This window comes from Sphingomonas sp. Leaf34 (genome assembly GCF_001421805.1).
GTDB lineage: Bacteria > Pseudomonadota > Alphaproteobacteria > Sphingomonadales > Sphingomonadaceae > Sphingomonas.
Genome location: NZ_LMLC01000003.1, coordinates 566,161 through 591,371, shown reverse-complemented (window position 1 = coordinate 591,371; position 25,211 = coordinate 566,161). Strand labels below are relative to the sequence as shown.

At 65.3% G+C, this 25,211-nt stretch carries 27 protein-coding genes; 19 read left to right on the top strand and 8 right to left on the bottom strand.

Annotated elements, in window-relative coordinates:
- Nucleotides 1-51: 51 nt before the first annotated feature.
- Nucleotides 52-1,635 (bottom strand): class I adenylate-forming enzyme family protein, encoded by a 1,584-nt coding sequence (locus ASF00_RS11225; protein ID WP_055878548.1) that lies wholly within the window; start codon nt 1,633-1,635, stop codon nt 52-54.
- A gap of 73 nt (nt 1,636-1,708) precedes the next feature.
- Here ASF00_RS11225 and ASF00_RS11220 point away from each other — a divergent pair, with 73 nt between their 5' ends.
- Both ASF00_RS11220 and ASF00_RS11215 read left to right on the top strand, forming a co-directional pair.
- Nucleotides 1,709-2,323, top strand: a complete 615-nt coding sequence (locus ASF00_RS11220; RefSeq protein WP_055878910.1) for a glutathione S-transferase family protein — start codon at nt 1,709-1,711, stop codon at nt 2,321-2,323.
- A gap of 448 nt (nt 2,324-2,771) precedes the next feature.
- Nucleotides 2,772-4,076, top strand: coding sequence for a spinster family MFS transporter (locus ASF00_RS11215; protein WP_235525753.1), 1,305 nt, complete (start codon nt 2,772-2,774; stop codon nt 4,074-4,076).
- A 136-nt stretch (nt 4,077-4,212) separates the two neighbouring features.
- Here the strand turns inward: ASF00_RS11215 and ASF00_RS11210 are convergent, their stop codons facing one another.
- Entirely contained in the window at nt 4,213-4,593 is a 381-nt protein-coding gene (locus tag ASF00_RS11210) for a hypothetical protein (protein ID WP_055878542.1), read from the bottom strand.
- Nucleotides 4,594-4,693: 100 nt separating this feature from the next.
- Nucleotides 4,694-5,938 carry a TetR/AcrR family transcriptional regulator gene (locus ASF00_RS11205; RefSeq protein ID WP_055878539.1) on the bottom strand — a complete coding sequence of 415 codons (1,245 nt, stop codon included), beginning with the start codon at nt 5,936-5,938 and terminating at the stop codon, nt 4,694-4,696.
- A gap of 156 nt (nt 5,939-6,094) precedes the next feature.
- On the opposite strand from ASF00_RS11205, the gene ASF00_RS11200 reads away from it, so the two are divergent.
- From ASF00_RS11200 to ASF00_RS11160, 9 genes are all read left to right on the top strand, one after another.
- Nucleotides 6,095-7,378 (top strand): acyl-CoA dehydrogenase family protein, encoded by a 1,284-nt coding sequence (locus ASF00_RS11200; RefSeq protein ID WP_055878537.1) that lies wholly within the window; start codon nt 6,095-6,097, stop codon nt 7,376-7,378.
- A 240-nt stretch (nt 7,379-7,618) separates the two neighbouring features.
- Nucleotides 7,619-8,701, top strand: coding sequence for a Zn-dependent alcohol dehydrogenase (locus tag ASF00_RS11195; protein WP_055878534.1), 1,083 nt, complete (start codon nt 7,619-7,621; stop codon nt 8,699-8,701).
- A gap of 10 nt (nt 8,702-8,711) precedes the next feature.
- Nucleotides 8,712-9,794, top strand: coding sequence for a phosphotransferase family protein (locus tag ASF00_RS11190; RefSeq protein ID WP_055878531.1), 1,083 nt, complete (start codon nt 8,712-8,714; stop codon nt 9,792-9,794).
- A 138-nt stretch (nt 9,795-9,932) separates the two neighbouring features.
- Nucleotides 9,933-10,697 carry an SDR family oxidoreductase gene (locus ASF00_RS11185; RefSeq protein ID WP_055878528.1) on the top strand — a complete coding sequence of 255 codons (765 nt, stop codon included), beginning with the start codon at nt 9,933-9,935 and terminating at the stop codon, nt 10,695-10,697.
- A 14-nt stretch (nt 10,698-10,711) separates the two neighbouring features.
- Entirely contained in the window at nt 10,712-11,509 is a 798-nt protein-coding gene (locus tag ASF00_RS11180; RefSeq protein WP_055878525.1) for an SDR family NAD(P)-dependent oxidoreductase, read from the top strand.
- Nucleotides 11,509-11,838, top strand: coding sequence for a hypothetical protein (locus ASF00_RS11175; RefSeq protein WP_055878523.1), 330 nt, complete (start codon nt 11,509-11,511; stop codon nt 11,836-11,838). Before ASF00_RS11180 ends, ASF00_RS11175 begins: the two co-directional genes overlap by 1 nt.
- Nucleotides 11,839-11,985: 147 nt before the next feature.
- Complete coding sequence (gene gntA, locus ASF00_RS11170; protein WP_055878521.1) at nt 11,986-12,693, top strand: guanitoxin biosynthesis heme-dependent pre-guanitoxin N-hydroxylase GntA; 708 nt, start codon at nt 11,986-11,988, stop codon at nt 12,691-12,693.
- Nucleotides 12,694-12,698: 5 nt separating this feature from the next.
- On the top strand, nt 12,699-13,313 hold the full coding sequence (locus tag ASF00_RS11165; RefSeq protein ID WP_055878518.1) for a DUF1989 domain-containing protein: 615 nt from the start codon (nt 12,699-12,701) through the stop codon (nt 13,311-13,313).
- A gap of 113 nt (nt 13,314-13,426) precedes the next feature.
- The gene (locus ASF00_RS11160; RefSeq protein WP_055878516.1) at nt 13,427-14,041 is read left to right on the top strand and encodes a superoxide dismutase; all 615 of its coding nucleotides are present in this window, start codon (nt 13,427-13,429) and stop codon (nt 14,039-14,041) included.
- A gap of 114 nt (nt 14,042-14,155) precedes the next feature.
- Here the strand turns inward: ASF00_RS11160 and ispZ are convergent, their stop codons facing one another.
- From ispZ to ASF00_RS11140, 4 genes are all read right to left on the bottom strand, one after another.
- Nucleotides 14,156-14,758, bottom strand: coding sequence for a septation protein IspZ (gene ispZ, locus ASF00_RS11155; RefSeq protein WP_055878513.1), 603 nt, complete (start codon nt 14,756-14,758; stop codon nt 14,156-14,158).
- 157 nt (nt 14,759-14,915) lie between these two features.
- Nucleotides 14,916-15,851 carry a signal recognition particle-docking protein FtsY gene (gene ftsY, locus ASF00_RS11150; RefSeq protein WP_055878512.1) on the bottom strand — a complete coding sequence of 312 codons (936 nt, stop codon included), beginning with the start codon at nt 15,849-15,851 and terminating at the stop codon, nt 14,916-14,918.
- Nucleotides 15,848-17,095, bottom strand: a complete 1,248-nt coding sequence (mtaB, locus tag ASF00_RS11145; protein ID WP_055878510.1) for a tRNA (N(6)-L-threonylcarbamoyladenosine(37)-C(2))-methylthiotransferase MtaB — start codon at nt 17,093-17,095, stop codon at nt 15,848-15,850. Before mtaB ends, ftsY begins: the two co-directional genes overlap by 4 nt.
- Before the next feature lie 86 nt (nt 17,096-17,181).
- Nucleotides 17,182-18,753, bottom strand: coding sequence for a putative bifunctional diguanylate cyclase/phosphodiesterase (locus ASF00_RS11140; RefSeq protein WP_082463399.1), 1,572 nt, complete (start codon nt 18,751-18,753; stop codon nt 17,182-17,184).
- Nucleotides 18,754-19,185: 432 nt separating this feature from the next.
- Here ASF00_RS11140 and ffh point away from each other — a divergent pair, with 432 nt between their 5' ends.
- The 4 genes from ffh (at nt 19,186) to rimM (ending at nt 22,032) form a co-directional block, all read left to right on the top strand.
- Complete coding sequence (gene ffh / locus ASF00_RS11135; RefSeq protein WP_055878505.1) at nt 19,186-20,730, top strand: signal recognition particle protein; 1,545 nt, start codon at nt 19,186-19,188, stop codon at nt 20,728-20,730.
- A 66-nt stretch (nt 20,731-20,796) separates the two neighbouring features.
- Nucleotides 20,797-21,222, top strand: a complete 426-nt coding sequence (gene rpsP / locus ASF00_RS11130; RefSeq protein ID WP_055878503.1) for a 30S ribosomal protein S16 — start codon at nt 20,797-20,799, stop codon at nt 21,220-21,222.
- 206 nt (nt 21,223-21,428) lie between these two features.
- Entirely contained in the window at nt 21,429-21,569 is a 141-nt protein-coding gene (locus ASF00_RS19025) for a hypothetical protein (protein WP_234422849.1), read from the top strand.
- A 1-nt stretch (nt 21,570) separates the two neighbouring features.
- Nucleotides 21,571-22,032, top strand: coding sequence for a ribosome maturation factor RimM (rimM, locus tag ASF00_RS11125; protein ID WP_055878500.1), 462 nt, complete (start codon nt 21,571-21,573; stop codon nt 22,030-22,032).
- On the opposite strand, the gene ASF00_RS11120 is transcribed toward rimM, so the two are convergent.
- Complete coding sequence (locus tag ASF00_RS11120; RefSeq protein WP_055878498.1) at nt 22,033-22,938, bottom strand: NAD(P)/FAD-dependent oxidoreductase; 906 nt, start codon at nt 22,936-22,938, stop codon at nt 22,033-22,035.
- 91 nt (nt 22,939-23,029) lie between these two features.
- On the opposite strand from ASF00_RS11120, the gene ASF00_RS11115 reads away from it, so the two are divergent.
- From ASF00_RS11115 to rplS, 4 genes are read left to right on the top strand one after another with little or no spacing between them, the layout of a single operon-like run.
- Entirely contained in the window at nt 23,030-23,314 is a 285-nt protein-coding gene (locus tag ASF00_RS11115) for an AbrB/MazE/SpoVT family DNA-binding domain-containing protein (protein WP_055878906.1), read from the top strand.
- Entirely contained in the window at nt 23,311-23,685 is a 375-nt protein-coding gene (locus tag ASF00_RS11110; protein ID WP_055878496.1) for a type II toxin-antitoxin system VapC family toxin, read from the top strand. Before ASF00_RS11115 ends, ASF00_RS11110 begins: the two co-directional genes overlap by 4 nt.
- A complete protein-coding gene (gene trmD, locus ASF00_RS11105) occupies nt 23,682-24,407 on the top strand; it encodes a tRNA (guanosine(37)-N1)-methyltransferase TrmD (protein WP_055878494.1) in 726 nt (241 codons plus the stop codon). The genes ASF00_RS11110 and trmD overlap by 4 nt, the downstream gene beginning before the upstream one ends.
- Before the next feature lie 2 nt (nt 24,408-24,409).
- Nucleotides 24,410-24,802: a 50S ribosomal protein L19 gene (rplS, locus tag ASF00_RS11100; protein ID WP_055878492.1), complete on the top strand. Its 393-nt coding sequence runs from the start codon at nt 24,410-24,412 to the stop codon at nt 24,800-24,802.
- The last annotated feature ends 409 nt before the right edge of the window (nt 24,803-25,211 follow it).

The following is a 25,211-nucleotide window of genomic DNA, read 5'->3' as shown; positions in this document are numbered from 1 at the left end:
GGATCCAGAGCCAGGCGGCGGAGCATTCGTGGCTCTTAATCCTGACTTTCGTCAAAACGACGGAGGTGTAGACGCGAGGGTGTCGCGCAGTTCGCGTTTGAGGACCTTGCCGATCGCGCTGCGCGGCAGTTCCTCGGCGACATGGAGCGCGGACAAGCGCTGAGTCTTGCCCAGTTGCGCGTTCGCCCAGGCCAGGATCGTCGCCGCGTCGTCGGTCGCACCCGCCCGCGGCACGTACAAGCCGACCGGTGTTTCGCCCCACGCCTCGGACGGCACCCCGATCACCGCGCAATCCGCTACCGCCGGGTGCTGCGCGAGCACCGCCTCGAGATCCGACGGATAGACGTTGAAACCGCCCGAGATGATCAGGTCCTTCTTGCGATCCATCAGCGTCAGAAACCCGTCCGCGTCGAACCGGCCGACATCGCCGTGGCGGATGTAGCGGTTGCCGTCCGCGTCGTGCCATTCGGCCTCGCGCGTCGCCTGCGCGCGGCCATGATAGCCGTTCATCATCGCTGGGCTGCGACCGACGACTTCGCCCATCTCGCCTGGCGCCACCTCGAAACCGTCGTCGTCGATCAGGCGGATCTCGTGGCCGGGCATCGGTTGGCCGACGGTGTGCAGCTTGGTCGGATTGGCGGTGGCGTTCAGCGCGCAACTCGCGCCGCCCTCCGTCATCCCGTAGAACTCGACGAGCACGCCCGGCCAGCGCGCGACCACGTCGGCCTTGAGCGCAGCGGAGAAGGGCGCGCTGGTGCTGGTCTTGAAGCGGAACGCCGACAGGTCGAAGCTGTCGAAATCGGGCAGCGCCATGATCCGCTGATACTGCACCGGCACCAGCATCGTGTGCGTCGCGCGGTAGCGCTGCGCGAGTTCGAGATACGCGCGCGCGTCGAATTTCCCCATCAGGACGACGGTGCCGCCCCAGCCCAGAGTCGGCAGGAAGCTGACCAACGTGGTGTTCGAATAGAGCGGCGTGGCGATCATCGTGACGGCGGTATCGAACCCCGCGGCGGTATTGCGCGCGATATGCGCCCAGCGCATCGCGTGGCTTTGGACGATACCCTTGGGGGTGCCGGTGGTGCCCGACGAGTAGATGATGTTGAACGGATCTTGGGGCGCGATGGTAACTGGGGTGGGCTCGGCTCCATCGGGAGCAAGCCATGAATCAAAAGATTGTTCTCCCGCGAAGGCGGGAGTCCAGTCTGGGCTGTCGCCTTCGCGGGAGAACAAGATGGAGCGGGCTGCAAAAGTTTGACCTTCCAATGCCCGTGCATTCTCGACATCCAGGAACACCAACGGCGCGCCACTATCGGCGATCATCGCGGCGATTGCCGCCGGCGTGGCGGACGGCGCGATCGGCGTCGCGACGCAGCCAGCGCGTACCGTACCAAGGAATGCCGAGGCGTAGTCGGTCGTCGGCGCGGCGACGATCGCCACGGCCGCGCCCGGCTCCACTCCATCGCGTTGCAGCGCCGCCACGACGCGGTCCATCGTCGAGTCGAGCGTTCGATAGTCCATACTGCCCTTGGTATCGGCTACCGCGATACGATCGCCGCGTTCGAGCGCGTGGGTGCGGATCAAATCGGGCAGCGTGGCGAAGCCCGTGGCGAGCATGTCTGCGGCGGTCGTCATCGCTGCATCGCTAGGCGAACGTCGCAGGCAATGCCATACGGTATATTCGAAAAACGATATCGAGGAGACGCCCATGCTGTTCTACGATAGCGCGATGCCCGCGCCCAACCCGCGCCGCGTCCGCATCTTCCTCGCCGAAAAGCACATCCGTGTGCCAATGGTACAGATCTCGATTCCCAAGGCCGAGCACAAGTCTGACGCGTTCCTATCGGTCAACGCGCTCGGGCAGACGCCCGCGCTCGCGTTCGACGACGGCCGCGTGCTGACCGAAAGCGTCGCGATCTGCCGCTATTTCGAGGTGCTGCACCCTGATCCACCGATGTTCGGGCACGGCGCGCACAACATCGCCGAGATCGACATGTGGACCCGGCGAACCGAATTACGCTTGATGACCCCGTTGTCGATGGTCTGGCAGCATACACATCCCTGGACCGCGCGGATCGTGAAGCCACAATATACCGAATTCGGCGAGAGCCAGCGGCCGCGCGTGCTGGCAGCGATGGCGGAGTTCGATTCCGCGCTCGACGGCCGGGACTGGCTCGACGGCGAACGCTACACGATTGCCGACATTGTCCTGCTGACGACGATCGACTTTTCGACCTTCGTGGGTGTGCCGATGCCCGAGGCGCTGACGCATTTGCGCGCGTGGCATTCGCGGGCCTCTGCGCGGTCGAGCGCGGGCGCGTAGTTGAGTTCCGGTCTGAACAGGTCGGCTCGACCGTCGGCCATCGTGGTGCCGGTGGGGAGGGCCCCGCCAACGCCAGGCAACGGTCGGGCGGACGTTTTCAGGGTCAGTCGGCATTGCACGTAAAAGACGCTTTGCAACGTCGCGAATCTATGCGAGGGAGCCCGCATACCCGGTATTCAGATTGCCCGGACGGTCCGTTGACTTGAAGAATGCGGACAGGTACCCGGCTACGACGTTGGAGAGGGGATAAGGCGGAAGAGCGACCCGAACGAGGACGCATCTTCCGCCGTCCTTCTCACGTTACCCGGTCATACCGTTAAATTTACCAAACCGTGCTTCGCCGCGGCCATCGTGGTGCTTCATGGTCTGTAATCGCTGTAGCTTTCGCTTGTCTGGTACGTCCTGCCTGTCCTAGCGTAAGGCCTGTTTCGATTTCGAGGTATTGCCGGTGGCCACAGCGTATCAGTCCCATCCCGAGATCGCCGACACATTGGCGATGAAGCGACGGGGTTTGACGCTCGCGTTGCTCACCTTCACCTATTTCTTCAGCTATATGGACCGCCAGATCCTCGCGATCCTGCTCGAGCGGATCAAAGCGGACCTGGTGCTGACCGACACGCAACTCGGATTGCTGTCGGGGTTGGTGTTCGCGATCTTCTACGCGACGCTCGGCATCCCGGTCGCGCGGCTCGCGGACCGGACGAATCGGCGCAACATCATCGCGGCCAGCCTGACGATCTGGAGCGCGATGACCGCATTGTGCGGGCTCGCGCAGAACTTCACGCAGCTGATGCTCTTCCGGATCGGCGTCGGCATCGGCGAGGCGGGATCGAGCCCGCCCAGCCATTCGATTATCGCCGATCTCTATCCGCCCGAAAAGCGTGCGAGCGCGATGGCGGTCTATTCGCTCGGCGTCGTGCTTGGGGCGGGCTTCGGGACGCTGATCGGCGGCGTCGTCGCGCATTCCTATGGTTGGCGGATCGCGATGATGACCGTCGGGCTGCCGGGGATCGCGCTCGCCATCCTCGTCCGGCTGTTCATGGTCGAGCCGCGCCGCGGGCTGTCCGACGCCGCCCGCGCAGCAGAGGCGACGCCGATGCCGAGCATCGGCCAGGGCTTTGCATCGATGTGGGCGAGCGCACCGGCGCGGCATCTGGTGGTCGGCGTGACGCTTACGTCGATGATCGGCTATGCGCTGACGGGCTGGGGGCCGAGCTACATGCAGCGGTCGCTGGGCGTGTCGATGCTCGATATCTCGCGCTATATCGCGTTGCCGGGCGCGTTGTTCGGCGCGGTATCGGCGCTTGCCGGCGGCAAGATCGCGGACATGCTCGCCAAGCGCCACGGGCTGCATGTCCAGGCGTGGGTGGTGCTGGCCATGAAGGGGCTATCGCTGCCGTTCGCGCTCGCATTCTACCTGATCGATGCGCCGGCGATCGCGATCGGTAGCTACTTCGTGTCGCTGATCTTTGCGAATTCCTACCTCGGGCCGAGCTTTGCGCTGATTCAGCATCTGGCGCCGTTGCAGATTCGCGCGATGTGGGCGGCGATCACGTTGCTCGTCATCAACCTGATTGGGCTGGGGCTGGGGCCGACGATGGTGGGCTGGCTCAGTGACCTGCTGAAGCCTGGGTTTGGTGAGGATTCGCTGCGTTATGCGCTGGTGATCATCGCGCTGATGACGCCCTGGGCGCTGTTCCACTACTGGCGCGCCGGGGTTCTCCTCAAGCGGGCGGAGGATGCGGTCGGGTAAGCGCGCACGCTCCTTCGTCATCCTGACGAAAGTCAGGACCCAGAGTTATGAACGCCGTCCCCTGTAATCCTGGGTCCTGACGTTCGTCAGAATGACGGGAGAGGAGGGGGGGCGCTGCGAGACGTGGCGCTTTGTGTCAGTGCGGCGCGCCGGCTGGCCCGTCCAGTATCCACGCGAGCGCGGTCGCGCGGTCGTCGAATACCGCCATGTCGTCGCGGACCGAGGCGATCCGCTTGACCTGCAGGCGTGCGAGCTTGCCTTCGGTGTACAGCGCCACCTTGCGCGATTTCAGCGGCATCGACATCGCGACGCGTTGCAGCATCGCAATCACCTCCTGCGGCTGGATCGCGGACTTCGAGAAGTTGCACAGCAGCAGGTGGCGCTTGCCGGTGGCCAACACGCGGCGCGCCTCGCGGTCCAGGTCGCGCAGGAAATCCTCGACATGCGGGATCGTCCAGAAGCCCGATGCCTCGACCTCGATGATGCCCGTGTCGAGATCGGTCGTGATACTATGCATGGCGCCCTCCGTGGAGCGCCGGGATCGGCGGCAAGCCGTTAACGCGAGGTAACCAATCCGATCCGGCTGCGAACGTGCGCCGATCCGGGTCGGTCGCGCTTTACGCCTTGGCCACCTGATCGTCGAACAGCCCGAACATCAGCGTCGAGGCATACATCGCCACCGCGCGCTCGCGCGGCATCGTCGAGGCCCATTTGCGCATGTCGAACGCCGCGTTCTGGAGCGCCATCAACGCCTGCGCCGCGATCAGCGCATCGACCGCGCGGATCGAGCCCTCGCCGATCCCGTCCATCATCATGCCCGCATACCGCCGCGCGATGCCGTTCGACCGATCGACCATCGCGTTGCGTACATTGACCGGCAAACCACTAAGCGCGGTGGTGCGCAACAGCGGCCCGCGCTCGGCGAACTGCACGTCGAGCAATGTCGCGACCGTGCTCGACAGCTTGTGCCAATAAGTCCCGCCCTCGGCCTCGCCCCGGCTCTGCGCATCGGCGATCGTGTCGAAGCTGCGCTGGTAGCAGGCGATGACCAGGTCGTCCTTGGCGTCGAGGTGATGGTAGAAGCTGCCCTTGGTCACGTTCAACTCGGATGCGATCTTCTGCACCGACGCGCCGCGATAGCCGAGTTCGTTGATCAGCCGGGTGGCGGCCAGCAGGAACGCCTCGCGACCCGGCTCCGCCTCGTCATGGCTGAGGTCGAGCAGCGTCGGCGACCAGGTGGCGGCCTTGCCCGCGATGCCGTGCGCGAACACATCCATCAGCCGCTCCTCGACGCGGCCATATTGGTCGGGCTCGTAGCGGGTCAGCCAGATCGGCAGCCAGAACGTGTTTTCGAGCAGGACATGCGCCCGCGCGCCGTTGAGATCGGTCTGCGCGCGTGACGACGCCGGTCCCCAGAGCAGCCGCGTCCGGCGAAACACCTCGCGCCAGCCCGCCATCAGCCGGCCGCGCATCGGTTCCTCGGTGGCGCGCAGATCGGACAGGACCGCGAACGCCTTCTCCTCGCCGCGCTGGATCCGGTTCAGCCGATCCATGTTGAGCGCGAGATAGCGGCGGACGCGCGCCTCGGGCGTCGCCTCTTCCATCGCGACGTCGAGCATCGCGATAAGGGACTCGAGCGTGTTCTCGAACGCCGCCGCCGCGAGGTCTTCCTTGCGCTTGAAATAATAGGTAACGCTCGTCGTGTTGAGCCCGACGCGCCGCGCCACGTCCGCGAACGTCATGCCCTTGGCACTCTGCTCGTTGATCGCTTCTGCCGCCGCGGCGAGGATCGCATCACGCTTCGCACGGAAGCGCTTGGTACCCTGTTCGCTCTCGTCGCTGGCCTCTGCCGGAACCTTCATCGAAACACCCTAACAGCTTCGATTTGAAGATACAGTGCTTTTTAGGCGCTTTCAGGGCGGACTTGAAAACATGCTTTCTGGACCTCTCCGTACGCTTTACCGAATACGCGGTATGGTTTAACCCGCCTCCAAAGCGATGACGAATGGAGAGCCCGCATGGATTTCAGCCTCACCGAACGAGAGACGTATTTCCGCGATCGGGTGCGCGATTTCATCGACCAGAATATCCGCCCGCGCCAGGCCGATTACGACGCGCAGGAGCATGAGGGAGAGCGCTGGAAGGTGCTCCCGGTGATCGAGGAGATGAAGGAAAAGGCCAAGGCCGCAGGCCTATGGAATTTCTTCATGCCGCCGCATTCCGGGCAGACTCATGTCGATGATTCGTTCGCGTTCGAGGGGACGCAGCTCACCAATCTCGAATATGCGTTATGCGCCGAGGAGATGGGCAAGGTCGGCTGGGCGAGCGAGTGCTTCAACTGTTCCGCGCCCGACACCGGCAACATGGAGGTGTTCCACCGCTATGGCACGCGCGCGCAGAAGGAAGCGTATCTGGGGCCGCTGATGCGTGGCGAAATCCGGTCGGCGTTCCTGATGACCGAGCCCGCGGTGGCGTCGTCGGATGCGACCAACATCGAGACGTCGATGGTCCGCGACGGCGATCACTACGTCATCAACGGAACGAAATGGTGGTCGAGCGGCGTCGGCGATCCGCGTTGCAAGATCGCGATCGTCATGGGCAAGACGTCGTTCGAGGGATCGCGCCACCAGCAGCAGAGCCAGATCCTCGTGCCGCTCGATACCCCCGGCGTGACGATCAAGCGGATGTTGTCGGTCTATGGCTATGATCACGCGCCGCACGGGCATGGCGAAGTGGTGCTCGAGAATGTCCGCGTGCCGGTCGAGAACGTGCTGCTGGGCGAGGGCCGAGGGTTCGAGATCGCGCAGGGTCGGCTCGGGCCGGGCCGCATCCATCACTGCATGCGCACGATCGGCGTCGCCGAAACCGCGATCGAGGCGATGGCCAAGCGGCTGCTGACCCGTGTCGCATTCGGCAAGCGGATCGCCGATTTCTCGGTCTGGGAAGAGCGTATCGCCACCGCGCGGATCGATATCGAGATGACTCGCCTGCTGTGCCTCAAGGCGGCGGACATGATGGACAAGGCGGGCAACAAGGCTGCGCAACTCGAGATCTCGATGATCAAGGTCGCAGCACCGAACATGGCTCTGCGGATCCTCGATGATGCGATCCAGGCGCATGGCGGCGGCGGCGTGTCGGGCGACTTCCGCCTGGCGCACGACTGGGCGGCGATGCGGACGCTGCGGTTCGCGGATGGTCCGGACGAGGTTCACAACCGCTCCATCGCGCGCAACGAGTTCGGGAAATACGGGGACTTCCGCAAGGGTGGCGTATCGAGCGGGGATGTCGGGGTCAGCCGGTAGAAGCACGTCGTTCATCCGGGGCGAAGTCGGGCGACGATCGCCTTGCCCAATCCGTCACCCGAACCCTTCTCAAGATCACCACCCCTTGTTCGTCATCCCAGCGAAAGCTGGGATCTCCCCATTCGGGTCGCGGCGCCCGCCAACAGGGATACCTGAGCTTTCGCTGGGGTGACGGGCTTGGGCGAGGGGCTCGAGGCAGGGTTCGGGGATAAAGAAGACAGAATCTAACGAGAGGCAGACATGAAAGCCGCAGTCCTTTTCGAAGCCAACACCCCGCTCAGCATCGAGGATGTCACCATCTCGAAGCCGGGCCCGCGCGAGGTCCTGATCCGGACGATGGCGGTCGGCGTGTGCCGTTCCGACCTGCATTTCGTCGACGGCGCCTATCCGCATGCGATGCCGACCATCCCGGGCCATGAAGCTTGCGGGGTGGTCGAGGCGATCGGTGACGAGGTCGGCATGGTCAAGGTCGGCGACCACGTCGTCACGTGTCTGTCGGCGTTCTGCGGGCATTGCGAATTCTGCGTCACCGGGCGGATGGCCTTGTGCGTCGACAGTTCGGTGCGTCGACCCAAGGGCGCGCCGCCGCGGTTGATGCTTGGCGACCGGCCGATCGCGCAGATGCTCAACCTCAGCGCCTATGCCGAGATGATGCTGGTCCACGAACATGCGTGCGTCGCGATCGACCGCGACATGCCGATGGATCGTGCCGCGCTGCTCGGTTGCGCGATCACCACCGGGGCGGGGGCGGTGTTCAACACCACGGACGTGACGCCAGGAGAGACGGTGTGCGTGGTCGGTTGCGGCGGAATCGGCCTCGCCGCGGTCAATGCGGCCAAGATCGCGGGCGCGGGCAAGATCATCGCGCTCGACCCGGTGCCGGAGAAGCGCGCGATGGCGGAGAAGCTCGGCGCGACTCACAGCATCGACGCGCTGTCCGACACCGCGGCGGACGAGGTCGTCTCGTTGACCAAGGGCGGCGTGCATCACGCGATCGAGGCGGTCGGGCGGGCGCAATCGGCGGCGACCGCGGTCAAGGTGCTGCGGCGTGGCGGCACCGCGACGATCCTCGGCATGATGCCGCTCGGCGAGAAGGTCGGGCTGTCGGCGATGGACCTGTTGTCGGGGAAGCGGTTGCAGGGCGGCTTCATGGGCTCGAACCGGTTTCCGGTCGATATCCCGCGGCTGGTCGACTTCTACATGCGAGGATTGCTCGACCTCGACACGATCATCGCCGACCGGATGCCGCTCGAGCGGATCAATGACGCGTTCGACGAACTGCGGCGCGGGGACACGACCCGAAGCGTGATCACCTTCTCGTGAGGATGGGCTCATGACGAGCGACGCAGCCACCAGCATGGTTGGCACGATCGCGGTCGGCGACAAGGATCGGCTCGACCTCGATGCGCTTGGCGCCTGGATGTCGGCCAACGTGCCCCATTATGCGGGGCCGCTGACTTACGCGAAGTTCGCAGGCGGGCAGTCGAACCCGACCTATCGGCTCGACACGCCAAATCGCGCCTATGTCCTGCGGCGCAAACCGTTCGGCCCGATCCTGCCCTCCGCGCACGCGGTCGACCGCGAATACCGCGTGATCGCGGGCCTGCATCCGACCGGCTTCCCCGTCCCGCGGCCCTACGGGCTATGCGAGGACGCGGGCGTGATTGGTTCGGCGTTCTACGTCATGGAGATGGTCGAGGGGCGGACGATCTGGGACGGCGCGATGCCGGATGCGACGCCCGCCGAGCGGACCGCGCATTACGAGGCGATGGTCGACACGCTCGCCGCGCTCCACAATACGGACTACGCCGCGGCAGGGCTTGGCGATTACGGCAAGCCGGGGAATTATTTCGAGCGTCAGGTCGGCCGCTGGACCAAGCAATATCGCGCTGCCGAGACCGAGCGCATGGAGTCGGTCGAGCGCCTCATCGAATGGCTGCCGCGGACGCTGCCCGAGCAGACTCGGACCTCGATCGTCCACGGCGACTATCGCATCGACAACATGATCTTTGCAGCCCCCAAGTCGAACGAGGCAGGGCCCAAGGTGATCGCGGTGCTCGACTGGGAGCTATCGACGCTCGGCGATCCGCTTGCGGACTTCTCGTATCTGCTGATGAGCTGGGTGACCGAGCCCGAGGGGCGTTCCGGCGTGCTCGGCATGACCGGGCCGGACACGGGGATCCCGACGATCGAGCAGGTCGTCGAGCGGTATTGCGCGGCAACCGGCCGCGACGGCGTGCCCGATCTCAACTGGTATTTCGCCTATAATCTCTTCCGGCTGACCGGCATCGTGCAGGGGATCAAGAAGCGCATCATCGACGGCACCGCGTCTAGCGCGCAGGCGGAGAAGACGGTCGCGAAGATCCACGGGCTGGCGGATGCGGCCTGGGGATTTGCGGTGAAGGCCGGGGCTTGATTGCGATCGATCTGGCTGCTCCCGCCCCATCCGTCATCCCAGCGAAAGCTGGGATCTCCCGGTTTGGATCGCAGCGCCAGCCAACGGGAATACCCCAGCTTTCGCTGGGGTGACGGAATTGATGCGGGGAGAGTAGATGTGTCGCAGTTCGATCTGACCGATAAGGTCGCCATCGTCACCGGATCCTCGCGCGGGATCGGGCTGGCCTCGGCGCATGACCTGGCCGAACACGGCGCGAAAGTCGTCATCTCCAGCCGCAAGCAGGACGCCTGCGATACCGTCGCTGCGGACCTAAACGCGAAATATGGCGAGGGGACCGCGATCGCGATCGCTGCCAACATCTCCGACAAGGTCGGTCTCCAGCACCTCGTCGACGAGACCCGCACGCAGTTCGGCCGGATCGACGTGCTCGTCTGCAACGCTGCGTCCAACCCCTATTACGGGCCGCAAGCCGGGATCGCCGACGACCAGTTCCGCAAGATCCTCGATAACAATATCGTTTCGAACCACTGGCTGATCCAGATGGTCGCGCCCGAGATGCTCCAGCGTGGAAGCGGGAGCATCGTCATCATCTCGTCGATCGGCGGCCTCCGCGGCTCTCCGGTGATCGGCGCCTATTGCATCAGCAAGGCCGCGGATATGCAGTTGGCGCGCAACCTTGCAGTCGAGTTCGGACCATCGGGGGTCCGCGTGAACTGCATCGCGCCCGGGCTGATCAAGACCGACTTCGCGCGGGCGTTGTGGGAAGACCCGCAGCGGATCGAGGCGGCGAACACCAGCGTGCCCCTGCGCCGGATCGGCGAGCCGCACGAGATCGCCGGCGCGGTCGTGTTTCTCGCCTCGCCCGCGAGCAGCTTCATGACCGGCCAGACGATGGTCATCGACGGCGGCGTCACGATCTAACCGGAGACAGACCCATGCGTTTCGAGAACAAGTCGATCATCGTCACCGGCGCAGGCTCGGGCATCGGCCGCGCGGCCGCACTGCTGTTCGCGGCCGAGGGAGGCCACGTCATCGTCGCCGACAAAACCGAAGGGGCGGACGAGACTGCGCATCTGGTCACGCAAGCAGGCGGTACCGCAAAGGCGATCCGCATCGACGCCGGGATCGAGGACGACGTGATCCGCGCGGTGACGCTCGCGTGCGACAGTTTCGGCGGGCTCGACGTGATGTTCGCCAATGCGGGCATCTCGGGCGGGATGGCGAACCTCTTCGATACCGACGTCGCGCTGATCACCGAGGTGCTCCGCGTCAACCTGATCGGCCCGTTCCTCGCGATAAAGCATGCCGCGCCGCGCATTGCCGAACGAGGGAAGGGCGCGATCGTCCTGACCGCTAGCGTCGCCGGGATCCGCTCGGGCGCCGGCTCGCCGGCTTATTCGGCGTCCAAAGCGGGCGTCATCAATCTGGCCGCCGTCTCCGCACAGCAGCTCACCGGCTCCAACGTCCGCGTCAACGCGATCTGCCCGGGGCTCACCGAGACCGGCATGACCAAGCCCGTCTTTGATTATGCGCGCGAGGCCAACAAGATGGACCGCGTCGGCCGTCTGAACCCGCTCCAGCGCGGTGCACAGCCCGAGGAACTCGCCAAGGTCGCGCTGTTCCTTGCCTCCGACGATGCCAGCTACGTCAACGGTCAGGCGATCGCGGTCGATGGTGGGTTGTCGTCGAGCCACCCCGTGACCCGCCAGGAATACGGTAGGACCGCAGCCTGATGGTGCGAGAAGCCCCCCTGTCGACACCGGACGGGCGGTATATCGTGGTTCGCGGGCGGTTGTGGCGCAAGGCGAACCCGGGATTGTCGGACTCGGAGCGGGAGTCCTTCGTGCATGATCTGATGGATGCGCGCCGGGCGGTTGGCCAGGCTCGTCGCAGCGGCGATGAGTCCGCCGAGCACGCCGCGCATGGGGCGGTCGACATAGCGAAGCACAAACTCGGCGAAAGAGGTCCGGTATGGTGGACGGACGGCGCCCCCGATCTGAACCGGCATCTGGCGCGGACGACACTCTATGCGGCATGGTTCGCGACAATAAACGCGTCGTGAAGATTTGGGGCCGACTCGCGTAACTCTCTACAGTCCGGCAATATTAACTATCGCACGTGAGCAAATATCACGCTTCGTCGCGGCCGTAATCGCCTTAACCCACGGCAATGGGCGGAACACGCGGCGCAGCAAAGCGTCCTTGATCCCATGGAAATCCAGCACTCATCCCTATTCCCCTGGCGCCACAAGGATCAGGACACGCACGTGGCCCTGCTCCGCGATCACATTGCCGAGGCCAGTTTTCCGTGCGTCGGTGCCAAGGCCGCGGTCGCCAAGGGGACGCTCGAGGTGCTCTCGTGCAACCGGATCGACAGCGCATGGGACGATGTGCGGATCCATGACGGCCTGCTGACCTTCGCAGCCGCGTATCGCGAGGATCCTGCGTTGTTCCGGAGCTTTGCCGTCGTGTTCGACGAGCCCGTCACGTTCGACGAACCGACGTTCGAGCGGCATCTCTGGAACCGTATCCAGTCGCTGTCCGACAAGGATGTGTGGCGCGGCCAGGATTATGATGCGCGGGTGAGTGCGGATCCCGACAGCCCGCATTTCTCGCTGAGCTTCGGCGGCGAGGCGTTTTTCGTTGTCGGGCTGCATCCCAATGCGAGCCGCCCGGCGAGGCAGTTCGCGCGTCCGACGATGGTCTTTAATCTCCACGACCAGTTCACGATCCTGCGCGCGCAGGGTCGGTATGAGACGATGCGCGAAAAGATCATGGTGCGCGACGAGGCGATTGCCGGGTCGCGTAATCCGATGCTCACACGGCACGGTGAGATGAGCGAGGCCCGGCAGTATAGCGGCCGCTCGGTCGACGAAGTCTGGCGCTGCCCGTTTTCCTATCAGGGGGCATCGCAGTGAGCGGCATGATCGAGGCACTGACGATCCACGAGATCCCCGAGCGAAACGGTACGGCGTTCCGGCTGGCGCGCGGCGAGATCCTGACGGTGATCGATCCGCGCGGCGAGCAGGTCGCCGATCTGTTGGCCTTCGCGGCGGACGATCTGGACGAGGTAATCTCATCGGGTCGGACGCTCGATTATGCCGAGACGATCTACCTGACGACGGGGCACATCCTCTATTCGAACCGGTCTCAGCCAATGCTTGAGATCGTCGCGGACGATGTCGGGCGGCATGATTTCCTGCTCACGCCCTGCTCCTACGATACGTTCCACCACTTCTATCCGACGCTGCCGCCGCATCGGGGTTGTTTCGGTAATTTGGCTGCGGCGCTCGAGCCGTACGGCGTCGTGCCCGACCGGATACCCAACGCATTCAATTGCTTCATGAACGTGCCGATCGACGCCGAAACTGGCAAGCTTCGCGTGCTGCCGCCAATCAGCAAGGCGGGCGACCAGATCGTTTTCCGCGCAGTAATGGATCTGGTGATCGGCTTGACGGCATGCTCGGCGCCGGATTCGAACGGCGGTACGTTCAAGCCGATCCACTACGCGATCGGCGCGAACCCGCGGCTCGACTAGGGGCCGGTCGTGTGCGGGTCGCGCCGATCGTACGCTTGCGTAACGACTTTGTGGGGACCATTTGGGGGCCGCGGGCGTTTGACGTCCGACCCCATTCACGAAGGAGACTCCTGATGGCTTTCGAACTTCCGCCGCTGCCTTACGCCTATGACGCGCTCGAGCCGGTGATCGACCAGGAGACGATGAAGTTTCATCACGACAAGCATCACGCCGCCTATACCAACAAGCTGAACGAGGGCGTCGAAAAGGACCCCACGCTGGCCGGCAAGACGATCGAGGACATCCTCGGCATGATCTCGTCGCAGCCGCCGCTGGTCCGTAACAATGGCGGCGGCTTCTGGAACCACGACTTCTTCTGGAAGACGATGGCGGCCAAGAGCGGCCAGGCACCATCGGGCAAGCTGGCCGAAGCAATCGAGCGCGATTTCGGTGGTCTCGACAAGCTGAAGGAAGAGTTCAACACCAAGGGTGCGGGCCAGTTCGGGTCGGGCTGGGCATGGCTGATCGCCGACGACAGCGGCAAGTTGAAGGTCACGAGCACGCCGAACCAGGACAACCCGCTCATGGACGACGCCAAGGAGCCGGGCACGCCGCTGCTGGGCAACGATGTGTGGGAACACGCCTATTATTTGACGTACAAGAATGACCGTCCGGGCTATCTGAAGGCTTGGTGGGACATCGTGAACTGGGACGTCGTCGGTGAGCGCTACGCGAAGGTCGCGGGCTGACACTTGGTTCCCCTCCCGCTTGCGGGAGAGGCTAGGGGAGGGGTTGTCCACAGGCTGGCGTTAGTCTGTTGGTCATGCCCTCCCCCAACCCCTGCCGAGCGGGAGGGGGAGCGATCACCCTTCGGGCGGCAGGTCGGTCACGGCTTTGTCGCCCGTTTGCAATCCGTGCTTGAGCAGCATCGGGATGTTCGCGAACGCAAAGACCAGTGTCAGCGGTATCGCACCCCACAGCTTGAAGCCGACCCAGAAATTCCAACCGGCGTCCTTGCCCCAGGCCGCCAGCGTGTAGCGCCAGACGAATTCGTTCAGCAGCGCCATGAAGATGAAGAACACGACCCAGTTGCGCGTCAGCTTGTGCCAGCCTTGCGCGGTAAGGCCGGGATACGCGCTCTCCAGCAACGACTGTAGCAGCGGACGCCCGGTCAGCAGCCCGAACAGCAGGATTGCGGCGAACATCGTGTAGATGATCGTCGGCTTCATCTGGATGAAGCGCTGGTCATGGAAATAGATCGTCAGCCCGCCGAACACGATGATCAACGCGCCCGACATCCATAGCATCGGCGAGATGTGCCCCGCCTTCACCTTCGACACGATCATCGCCGCGACCGTGGCAATGATGAACGCGGTAGTGGCGGCGATGACGCGCGCGATCGGTGCGCCCGGCGTGAGGAAGTTCACCGCGAAGAACACCGCGAGCGGGCCATAGTCGATCGCCATGCGGAGACCGGGGGACAGGGGGGATTTGGTCACTATGTCTTCCAAGAAATACGGTAAATCCCGTTCGCGCCGAGCCTAGTCGAACGACATTGCCACAAGCTGACCGGTCCTTCGACTACGCTCAGGACGAACGGGAGAGTCGCACGCGGGCGGCGCGTTACTTTCGAACGCTCTCCACGCCCGCGATGATCCGGCTCACTTCGTTCGCGTCGAACGGGCGCAGGTCGGTCATGCCTTCGCCGATGCCGATCGCATGGATAGGGAGGCCGTATTTCTCCGCCGCCGCGACCAGCACACCGCCGCGCGCGGTGCCGTCGAGCTTGGTCATCACCAAGCCGGTGACGCCGGCGACCTCCTTGAAGACCTCGATCTGCTGGAGCGCGTTCTGGCCGGTGGTCGCATCGAGCACGAGGACGATGTCGTGCGGGCTCTCGGGGTTGATGCGGCCCAGCACGCGGCGGATCTTGGCCAGCTCGTCCATCAGTTCGCGCTTGTTCTGGAGGCGGCCCGCGGTGTCGACGATCAGCACGTCGATGCCCGTCTCGGTCGCCTTCTTGACCGCATCCCATACCACTCCCGCCGCGTCGCCGCCCTCGGGACCGGTCACGATCGGCACGCCGACGCGCTCGGCCCAGGTGCGCAGCTGCCCGATCGCGGCCGCGCGGAACGTGTCGCCCGCTGCCAGCATCACGCCGTAATCCTGCTCCATCAGCAGATGCGCCAGCTTGGCGATCGTCGTCGTCTTGCCCGAGCCGTTGACGCCGATCACGAGGATGACTTGCGGCCGCGGAAACGCGTCGATCTCGATCGGCTTGGCGACCGTGGCCAGCACCTTCTCGACCTCCTCGGCGACGATCACGCGGATGCCGAGTTCTTCCATGTTGCGCTCGAAACTGCCTTCGGAAAGGCGGTGGCGGATCCGGCCGGCGGTTTCGGGGCCGAGATCGGAGGCGATCAGCGCCTCCTCGATATCGTCGAGTGTCGAGTCGTCGAGCCGTGCGCCGCCGAGGCCGGCGAGGTTGCCGACGAGCCGGTCAGACGTGCGCTTGAAGCCGCCGATCAGCTTGTCGTGCCAGGTTGGGGTGGTGCTCATGTCAGTTCCCGTGTTGCGCGGAGGCGGTCATTGGTCGCGCCGGTGATCGTGATGCGGACGATGTCGCCGGGTATGGCGGGTTCGTCCAGTAAGACTTCGGCGAAATTGCCGATATGCCCGCGGTCGCCGGGGCGCTCGACAAGCAGGTCCTGGCGTGTGCCGACTAGCGTTTGCAGCCAGCGCGCGCGCGCTGCCTCACCGGCGTGTCGAAGGATCGCGGCACGTGCGCGGCGTATCTCCGGATCGACCTGCGGCATCCGCGCGGCGGGCGTGCCGGCGCGGGGCGAATAAGGGAAGATGTGCGGGTGGACGATCTGGCAGTCGTCGATCAGCGCCAGCGTGTTGGCGAACATCGCCGCGTCCTCGGTCGGGAAGCCGGCGATCAGGTCCGCGCCGATCGCGATGTCGGGCCGTGCGGTCTTGAGGCGGTCGACCAGCGCGACGCTGTCGGCGCGCGCGTGGCGGCGCTTCATCCGCTTGAGGATCATGTCGTCGCCCGCCTGGAGCGAGAGGTGGACGTGCGGCAGGATCCGCCGCTCGGTCGTCAGCAGCGCGAACAGCCGATCGTCGATCTCGATCCCGTCGAGCGACGACAGCCGCAGGCGTTCCAGTGTGGGTACATGCTGGAGGATGCGTTCGACCAGATGGCCGAGCGTCGGCGCGCCGGGAAGATCGGGCCCGTAGCTGGTCAGGTCGACGCCGGTCAGAACGATCTCGCGGTGGCCCGAATCGACCAGTCCGGCGATCCGGTCGACGACGGCGCCGGCGGCCACCGACCGACTAGGGCCACGACCGAACGGGATCGCGCAGAAGGTGCAGCGGTGGTCGCAGCCATTCTGCACCTCGACGAACGCGCGAGCATGGGCGGAGAAGCTCGCGACGAGATGCGGCGCGGTTTCGCGAACCTGCATGATGTCGCTGACGAGCACCGGGGCGGGGGCGTCCCACGCCGCGCTGGTCAGCTTGTCCGCATTACCGATGACACGGTCGACTTCGGGCATCGCCGCAAAGCTGCCGGGGTCGATCTGCGCAGCGCACCCAGTGACGACGATGTGTGCGTCGGGCCGATCGCGTTTCGCGCGGCGGATCGCGACGCGCGTTGCCTTCACCGCGGCGTTGGTGACCGCGCAGCTGTTGACCACGACCATGTCCCGCCCGGCGACGAGCGCGCGGATGGTCTCGCTTTCGGCGATGTTGAGGCGGCAGCCGAGGGAGATGACCTCTGGCGCGGGGGCGGGTGACATGCGCGCGATTTAGGAGCCGCGCGGAGCGAAGTCCACGCCTTGCGTTGGCGGTGGTGCACTGATGGGGCGGCGGCGTGCGCGCGCGGTCAACTGGCCAGGCGTGGGGCGATGCCGCGCAGCGGGGTGCCATCGCGGTCCGGCCGCTGCGCCAAAAGCCGCTTTTCCGCCAGCAACCGCCGTACCTGCGCCGCGCCGAGCGGTCTGCCGTAAAAATACCCCTGGCCCTTTGCGCAGCCGATCCCGCGCAGCCGCTCCTCGACCGCGTCGTCTTCTATGCCTTCGGCGGTCGTAGGCAGATTAAGGCTGTCGCCCAGCCGGACGATCGTATTGACGATCGCCATGCTCTCAGGATTGGCGAGGATCGACGTGACGAAGCTCTTGTCGATCTTGATCCGGTCGAACGGCAGCGCGCGCAGATGGGCGAGGCTCGAATAACCGGTGCCGAAATCGTCAAGCGCGAGGCGGATTCCCTGGTTCTTCAGGCTGCCGACGATCGACTGCGCGAGCGGCAGATTGTCGAACAGTGCGCTTTCGGTGATCTCGATCTCGAGCCGGCTGGCGGGGAAGCCGGTCTCGACCAGCGTCTTGATGATCTTCTGCGCGAGCCACGCGTCGCGCAGTTGCAACGGCGAGACGTTGACGGACAGGCTCAACCCCGCGTCCCAGTCACGCGCGGCGGTGAACGCCTGCCGCATGATCGACAGCGACAGGTCGCCGATCAGCCCGGTTTCCTCGGCAATGGGAATGAACACGTCGGGCGCGATCGTGCCCCTGGTCGGATGATCCCAGCGGGCGAGCACTTCGAAACCGGTGATTCGGCCCGTGGTCAGGTCGATCTGCTGCTCGAAATATGGCACGATTTCCTGCGCAGGGATCGCGGCGCGCAAACCAGCCTCGAGTTCGCCGCGCAGTTTCAGCGAGCGTTCCATCGAATTGTCGAACCAGGCATGGCGGCCTCGACCGCCGGTCTTGGCTGCGTGGAGCGCGATATCGGCATTGCGCAACAACGCATCGACCGAGGCGCAGTCGACGTCCGACCGGGCGACGCCGATCGACGCACTCAAATGGATATCGACGCCGTTCGTGCGGAATGGGAGCGCAAGGCCGGCGACCAGACGCTCGGCGATCCGGTCGGCGACGCTCCTGTGCGCGGTGTCGAACACGAAGGCGCAGGCGAACTCGTCCGCCCCCAGCCGTGCGAGCAGGCTGGTGCTCGGCGCGATCGCGGCGATCGTCTCGGCGACATAGGCGAGCAACAGGTCACCTACCGCATAGCCGTGCAGATCGTTGACGCTCTTGAAATGGTCGATGTCGATCGTCAGCATGGCCATCGCCTTGCCGCGGCGGCGGGTACTGGCGAACAGCGTCGCGCCTTCCTCGGACAGGCTGCGGCGATTGAGGAGGCCGGTCAGCGGATCGCGCTGCGCAAGCGCCTGTGCGCGGCGGCCGGCTTCGGTCAGGTCGCTCAATTCCACGGCCAGAGCGCGGTAGCGGAACCAGCCGAACAGGATCAGCGAGACGTTGAGCAGCATCGTCGCGATCAGCGTGCGGTCTATCGTTGCGGTGCTACCGCGAAGATGGGCGAGTGCTTTGATCAGCACGGTACCACCGGTTCCCACGAGCAGCAGGAGCGCGGCGCCCGTGACGGCACCGGTCATGAATTCCCGACTGATGTTGCGGGGCGCACGTGTCGCCGCCGACTTTGCGATCATGAGGGGTGTCCGGTCCTTGATTGGTATGTGGTGTGCCACGCGAGAGGTGTAAGAGATGTTAAGGGCGCATGTGAGCGGGACGGGGCGTGGCGTGGGCGCGATTGGCTGCGACGTATCGGCCGCCGGACGTTGATCGCGATTATGATTGCTCCACGTCGGGGACCCGGTCGGATCGTCGGCAACTGTGGAAGACCAGGCCGCTGTCTCGCGCGGTCGCCTTGAGCGCTACCCGTCTTGCATCCGGCGCGGCATTCCCGTAGAGGCGGCCCACGTTCCGTTACGGGACGCATTGGACGAGCATCCAAGGATGCACGCTGGCCGGCGAGGTTTCGCCCGCCGGCGCTTTTGCGTTTGGTGACGGTAATTGGGAGTATTTCGATGTTCGAAAGCCTGAGCGATCGACTTGGCGGCGTCTTCGACCGCCTTCGCGGCCGGGGTGCGCTGACCGAAGCGGATGTGCGCGCAGCGATGCGCGAAGTGCGCGTCGCGCTGCTCGAAGCCGACGTCGCGCTGCCCGTCGCGCGTGAGTTCGTCGAGAAGGCGACCGAGAAGGCCGTCGGCCAGAACGTACTCCGCTCGGTCACGCCGGGGCAGCAGGTCGTCAAGATCGTCAGCGACGCGCTGGTCGAGATGCTCGGCGCCGAGGCGTCCGAGCTCGAACTGGGCGTCACGCCGCCCGCCGTCATCATGATGGTCGGGCTTCAGGGCTCGGGCAAGACGACCACCACCGCGAAGATCGCCAAGCGGCTCGCGGCGGGGCAGTCGGCGATCGGCGGCAACGGGCGCGAGCGCAAGAAGGTTCTGATGGCGTCGCTCGACGTCAATCGCCCGAACGCGCAGGAGCAGCTCGCGACGCTCGGCAAGCAGATCGATGTCGCGACTCTGCCGATCGTGCAGGGCCAGCAGCCGGTCGACATCGCGCGGCGCGCGATGCAGGCGGCCAAGCTGCAGGGTTATGACGTCCTGATGCTCGACACCGCGGGTCGACTCCATGTCGACCAGGCGCTGATGGACGAGATGAAGGCGGTCGCCGACGTCGCGAACCCGGCCGAGATCCTGCTCGTCGTCGACTCGCTGACCGGTCAGGACGCGGTCAACGTCGCGCAGAACTTCTCCGACCAGGTGCCGCTGACCGGCATCGTGCTGACCCGGATGGACGGGGACGCCCGTGGCGGCGCGGCGCTGTCGATGCGCGCGGTCACCGGCAAGCCGATCAAGTTTGCGGGGACCGGCGAGAAGCTCGACGCGCTCGAGGCGTTCCATCCCGAGCGTGTCGCCGGTCGCATCCTCGGCATGGGCGACGTCGTCAGCCTGGTCGAACGCGCTGCGGAGTCGATCCAGGCCGAAGACGCCGAGCGGATGGCGGCCAAGATGGCCAAGGGTCAGTTCGATATGAACGACCTGCGTGCCCAGCTGGCGCAGATGCAGCGGATGGGCGGGCTCGGCGCGCTGGCGGGGATGATCCCCGGCATGAAGAAGGCGCAGGGCGCGGTGGCCTCGGTCGGCGGCGAGAAGGTCCTCGTTCATATGGACGCGATGATCGGATCGATGACGATCAAGGAGCGCAACAAGCCCGAACTGATCAACGCCAAGCGCAAGATCCGCATCGCCAAGGGTTCCGGCACCACGGTGCAGGAGGTCAACAAGCTGCTCAAGATGCACCTCGAAATGTCGACCGCCATGAAGAAGATCAAGAAGATGGGCGGCATGAAGGGCATGATGGCGATGCTCGGAAAAGGTGGTCTTGGGGGCGGCCTGGGCGGGATTGGTAATGCGATCGGTGGGCCGCAGATGGGCGACATGCTCAACAAGGCCGGCGCAGGCGGGCTTCCGGGGGGCAATGCCGGCGGCGGCCTGCCGGGCCTGGGCGGCAAGATGCCGCAGCTGCCGGCCAGCTTCGACGATTTTCTGAAGAAGAAATAACCTCTTATCCAACCCCATTGGTCCGGCGCTCGCCGGGCGAAATATTAGAAAACGAAGGAAAATATCATGGCAATCAACATTCGTCTCGCACGCGGTGGCTCCAAGAAGCGTCCCTATTACAAGATCGTCGTCGCCGATGCGCGCAGCCCGCGTGACGGCCGCTTCATCGAGAAGATCGGCAACTACAACCCGCTCCTCGCCAAGGACAACGAGCAGCGCGTGCAGCTCGACGCCGATCGCGCGAAGCATTGGCTGAGCGTCGGTGCGCAGCCGACCGATCGCGTCGCACGCTTCCTCGACCAGGCCGGCGTTCTCGAGCGGTCGGCGCGCAACAACCCGAACAAGGGCAAGCCCGGCGAGAAGGCCACCGAGCGCGCTGAAGAGCGTGCGACCAAGGCGGCTGAAGCTGCCGAGGCCGAAGCGGCTGCAAAGGCGGCACCTGCTGCCGAAGCAGAGGCACCTGCTGCTGAGACCGAAGAAGCCGCTTCGTAAGACTGCGGATGGGTCGGCTCCGATGGGGTCGATCCGTCTTTATGCCGTCATCCCGGCGAAGGCTGGGATCCAGAGCCAAGGGCGGCAGCGTCTGTGGCTCTGGATCCTGGGTCGAGCCCCGGATGACGGATGGGGGGCGGCAACGCCCGCACCCGAATGGCGGTTCATGCGTTCTTTGTCGGTCTGTCACCCACAAGGAGCGCATGATGACCCCCGATCCAGATCCAAGAACAGCCCCCGCACCCGAGGACATCGAAGATGCCAGCAATGAAGGCGTCTCCGCCGAAGACCCCGCCGAAGGCGCCGACGACAGCCCCGGACCCGACACCGGCTCCGCGCAGGGATAGCGTGACGCTCGCCGTCGTGATCGGCGCGCACGGCATCGGCGGCGAAGTGCGGCTGAAGGTATTCGCCGAGAATTTCGGCGCCTATAAGAGCTTCAACGATGGCGCGCTGATGCTGAAGTCGGCGCGGGCTGGCAATAACGGCACGATCGCGCGCTTCGCCGAGGTCGCCGATCGCAATGCGGCCGAGGCGATGCGCGGGACCGAACTGACCGTACCGCGGTCGTCGCTGCCGCCGCTCGACGACGGCGAATATTATCATACCGACCTGATCGGGCTCGCGGTCGTTTCGACCGACGGGGAGTCGATCGGGCGGGTCGTTGCGATCGACAATTTCGGTGCGGGCGACGTGATCGAGATCGAGCGGCCGACTGGCAAGCGCTTCATGGTGCCGATGCGTGCCGAGGCCGTGCCTGAATGGGATGCGGACCGGCTGGTGGTCGAAGCGTCCTTCGCCGTCGAATAATCAGCGGCGCAACGGGCGCTGCTCCGACAGCATGTTGCGGATCGTCGTGGCGGCCACGCCGGCCTCGCCCATCGCGTGGCTGATCTGGTCTAGCCCCTTCACGACATCGCCTGCCGCGAACAGCCCGGGGATCGAGGTGCGTTGATGGTCGTCGACCTCGAGGCATCCTTCGTCCGTCGCGCGTGCGCCGGCCGCGACGGCGAGTTCCGACCGGATCACCGATCCCAGCGCGGGGTAGACACTGTCGAACGACAGCCGGCCCTCGACGGTATCCAGCGCTAAGCGGTCGCCTTCGATTGCATAGTTACCGCAAGGCCCAACGACGCGGACGATCCCGGCCTCGTCGAGCGCCGCCTCGCAGGTCGCGTCGAGGTCATGGCCGCCGTCCGGCGCGATCAGCGTCACATCCTTGGTATAGCCACGCAGGAACAGCGCCTCGCGCATGCCGTGGTCGCCGGTGCCGATTACGCCGACACGCTTGTCCGTCACCTCGTAGCCGTCGCAGATTGGGCAATAGCGGAACAGGCCGGCCTCGAGCGCTGCGTCGTGGACCGCGTCGGGCATGGCCGGACGGTTGTTGACCACCCCGGTCGCGAGCAGGACGCTCCGCGCGCGGGCGCGGCGGTCGCCGAGGCGGACGGTGAAGCCGTCGTCGTCGACCTCGATCGCGTCGACACGGGCGCCCTCGCGGACTGCTCCATAGGTTTCCGCCTGCGCCAGCATGCGGGCGAGCAGATCGGTGCCGCGGATCCCCTCGGGATAGCCGGCGTGGTTGTGCGTGCAGGGGATCAGCGCGGCGCGGCTGCTGCCGCAGTCGAACAGCCGGATCGAGAGGTGGAACCGCGCGAGATAGATCGCAGCGGTGAGGCCCGCGGGTCCGGCGCCGATGATGATGCAATCGTCCATGCTGCTTTCCATCCGGGGCGAGCGTTTCGGCAGCGTAATTGTTCCGCGCGAGGAGTCCGTGTATATACATGCCGTGCATACGGAGTCGGTGATGGCCAAGGAATATCGCGCGAAGGTCTTCAAGTCGGGCAATTCGGTTGCGCTGCGGCTGCCAAAGGCGCTCGGCATCGTCGAGGGCGCTGAAATGACGGTACGCGAGGACCGGGGCAGTTTCATCGTCGAGCCCTATTCGCCCAAGCCGAAGAAGATCGACCTGACGGGTATCTATGGTTCGATACCGGGGTTGAAACTCCTCGACCGTGAGGATCGGATGTTCGAACCCTCGCCGCGCCCCTGGGACGACCCGTCATGGCCGGGGCCATCCGATCCGCAATGAAGTATCTGCTCGATACCAATATCTGTATCCTGCTGCTCGGTGGCAACGTCCCGCGCGTGCGAAACCGCGTCGAGCGCTGCGACGAAGGCGAACTCGGCATGTCCGCGATCGTCTTTGCCGAACTGGCGGTGGGCAGTTGGCAGGGGAAGCTGCCGCCCTTGCCCGTGGTCGAAGCGTTCAGCCGCTGGGTGCCGGTACTACCCTTCGACGAACGGTCGGCCAGGCTGTATGCGACGCTGCCGTTCAGGCGCGGAAGCTTCGACAGGCTGATCGCAGCGCATGCGCTGTCGCTCGACCTGACGCTGATCACCAACAACGAACGAGACTTTGCCGATGTGCCGGGTCTTTGCATAGAGAATTGGACGCTGTGACCTTCGCTGCCACGATATTGACGTTGTACCCCGAGATGTTCCCGGGGCCGCTCGGCACCTCGCTTGCCGGGCGGGCGCTCGGGGAGGGGCGGTGGTCGTGTACTCCGGTGCAGATCCGCGACTTTGCGACCGACAAGCACAAGTCGGTCGACCATACGCCGGCGGGGGGCGGGGCGGGGATGGTGCTCAGGGCCGACGTAGTGGCCGCGGCGGTCGACAGCGTGGCCGATGGGCGGCCTGTTCTCGCGATGACGCCGCGGGGCAAGCCGCTGACCCAGGAGCGCGTTCGCGAACTCGCCAAGGGGCCGGGCGTCACCATCCTGTGCGGGCGGTTCGAGGGGTTCGACGAGCGGCTGTTCGAGGCGCGCGATATCGAGGAGGTGTCGATCGGCGACTATATCCTGTCGGGGGGCGAGATGGGGGCGCTGGTGCTGCTCGATGCTTGCATTCGGCTGCTCCCCGGCGTAATGGGCGCGGCTTCCAGTGGGGATGACGAGAGCTTCGAAACGGGGCTGCTCGAATATCCGCATTATACCCGACCGCAGATGTGGGAAGGGCGCGCGATCCCGCAGGTGCTGCGATCGGGGGATCACGCGAAGATCGACGCATGGCGCAAACGCCGTGCGGAGATCGATACACGGTCACGGCGACCGGACCTTTGGGAACGCCATGAGGGCGTTCGGGTCCAGTCGCCCTCTGGCGCGCAGCGACACGAGGACTGACTATGAACCTGTTGCAGACGATCGAAGCCGAGAACATCGCCAAGTTCCTGGCCAACAAGACGATCCCCGATTTCCGTCCCGGCGATACGCTGAAGGTCGGCGTGAAGGTCGTCGAAGGCGAGCGCACGCGTATTCAGAACTATGAGGGCGTGTGCATCGCGCGCTCGAACAAGGGCATGGGTTCGAACTTCACCGTGCGGAAGATGAGCTTCGGTGAAGGCGTCGAGCGCGTTTTCCCGCTCTACTCGCCGAACGTCGATTCGATCGAAGTCGTCCGCAAGGGCGCCGTGCGTCGCGCCAAGCTGTATTACCTGCGTGGCCGCACCGGCAAGGCAGCGCGTATCGCCGAGCGTCGCGACACGCGCCCCGCCAAGGGCACTGCCGCCGCCGAGTAATCGCGCGGCCCGGTTCTCCGGGTTAGGGTTGGAGAAGGGCGCGGGGGCGATGGTCCCCGCGCCCTTTTTCGTGTCCAAGGCCTTGGTCCGCGTCGAACCATCGTTGGGGGCGTGACGCGACTGTGCGGGGCCCGAGTCGCGCCGGGCCGGCGGTGCGCGGAAGTTCACGAAGTTCACGCTACGTCCCCGCTGGAATCCCCCCGCGCCGTGGCGGTTCGGGTCGGTGAGGCTGCGGTTGGTATGCGGCGGGCGGCGTGCATGTGGTGATGCTGCATGGTTGGCGGCGTGTAGGACAGCGTTTCCTTCACCCCTCCCCTTCAGGGAGGGGCTGGGGGTGGGGGGCTTCCGCGTGGAGCGGCGCTGTTGGGGCGGGATGGGCTCAGGCGCGGCGCGTGTGCGGCACTCCCCC

What these genes read in the sequence shown, in the direction of transcription:
- mtaB (WP_055878510.1), bottom strand. Translation starts at nt 17,095, where the DNA reads ATGTCACCCGCCCCCGCGCCAGAGGTCATCTCCCTCGGCTGCCGCCTC.
- ASF00_RS11175 (WP_055878523.1), top strand. Translation starts at nt 11,509, where the DNA reads ATGGTGCGAGAAGCCCCCCTGTCGACACCGGACGGGCGGTATATCGTG.
- ASF00_RS11110 (WP_055878496.1), top strand. Translation starts at nt 23,311, where the DNA reads ATGAAGTATCTGCTCGATACCAATATCTGTATCCTGCTGCTCGGTGGC.
- ASF00_RS11225 (WP_055878548.1), bottom strand. Translation starts at nt 1,635, where the DNA reads ATGACGACCGCCGCAGACATGCTCGCCACGGGCTTCGCCACGCTGCCC.
- rpsP (WP_055878503.1), top strand. Translation starts at nt 20,797, where the DNA reads ATGGCAATCAACATTCGTCTCGCACGCGGTGGCTCCAAGAAGCGTCCC.
- ASF00_RS11140 (WP_082463399.1), bottom strand. Translation starts at nt 18,753, where the DNA reads ATGACCGGTGCCGTCACGGGCGCCGCGCTCCTGCTGCTCGTGGGAACC.
- ASF00_RS11120 (WP_055878498.1), bottom strand. Translation starts at nt 22,938, where the DNA reads ATGGACGATTGCATCATCATCGGCGCCGGACCCGCGGGCCTCACCGCT.
- rplS (WP_055878492.1), top strand. Translation starts at nt 24,410, where the DNA reads ATGAACCTGTTGCAGACGATCGAAGCCGAGAACATCGCCAAGTTCCTG.
- ASF00_RS11220 (WP_055878910.1), top strand. Translation starts at nt 1,709, where the DNA reads ATGCTGTTCTACGATAGCGCGATGCCCGCGCCCAACCCGCGCCGCGTC.
- ffh (WP_055878505.1), top strand. Translation starts at nt 19,186, where the DNA reads ATGTTCGAAAGCCTGAGCGATCGACTTGGCGGCGTCTTCGACCGCCTT.
- ASF00_RS11210 (WP_055878542.1), bottom strand. Translation starts at nt 4,593, where the DNA reads ATGCATAGTATCACGACCGATCTCGACACGGGCATCATCGAGGTCGAG.
- ftsY (WP_055878512.1), bottom strand. Translation starts at nt 15,851, where the DNA reads ATGAGCACCACCCCAACCTGGCACGACAAGCTGATCGGCGGCTTCAAG.
- ASF00_RS11195 (WP_055878534.1), top strand. Translation starts at nt 7,619, where the DNA reads ATGAAAGCCGCAGTCCTTTTCGAAGCCAACACCCCGCTCAGCATCGAG.
- ASF00_RS11190 (WP_055878531.1), top strand. Translation starts at nt 8,712, where the DNA reads ATGACGAGCGACGCAGCCACCAGCATGGTTGGCACGATCGCGGTCGGC.
- ispZ (WP_055878513.1), bottom strand. Translation starts at nt 14,758, where the DNA reads ATGGCGATCGACTATGGCCCGCTCGCGGTGTTCTTCGCGGTGAACTTC.
- ASF00_RS11165 (WP_055878518.1), top strand. Translation starts at nt 12,699, where the DNA reads ATGATCGAGGCACTGACGATCCACGAGATCCCCGAGCGAAACGGTACG.
- ASF00_RS11205 (WP_055878539.1), bottom strand. Translation starts at nt 5,938, where the DNA reads ATGAAGGTTCCGGCAGAGGCCAGCGACGAGAGCGAACAGGGTACCAAG.
- ASF00_RS11115 (WP_055878906.1), top strand. Translation starts at nt 23,030, where the DNA reads ATGGCCAAGGAATATCGCGCGAAGGTCTTCAAGTCGGGCAATTCGGTT.
- gntA (WP_055878521.1), top strand. Translation starts at nt 11,986, where the DNA reads ATGGAAATCCAGCACTCATCCCTATTCCCCTGGCGCCACAAGGATCAG.
- ASF00_RS19025 (WP_234422849.1), top strand. Translation starts at nt 21,429, where the DNA reads ATGACCCCCGATCCAGATCCAAGAACAGCCCCCGCACCCGAGGACATC.
- ASF00_RS11180 (WP_055878525.1), top strand. Translation starts at nt 10,712, where the DNA reads ATGCGTTTCGAGAACAAGTCGATCATCGTCACCGGCGCAGGCTCGGGC.
- ASF00_RS11160 (WP_055878516.1), top strand. Translation starts at nt 13,427, where the DNA reads ATGGCTTTCGAACTTCCGCCGCTGCCTTACGCCTATGACGCGCTCGAG.
- ASF00_RS11200 (WP_055878537.1), top strand. Translation starts at nt 6,095, where the DNA reads ATGGATTTCAGCCTCACCGAACGAGAGACGTATTTCCGCGATCGGGTG.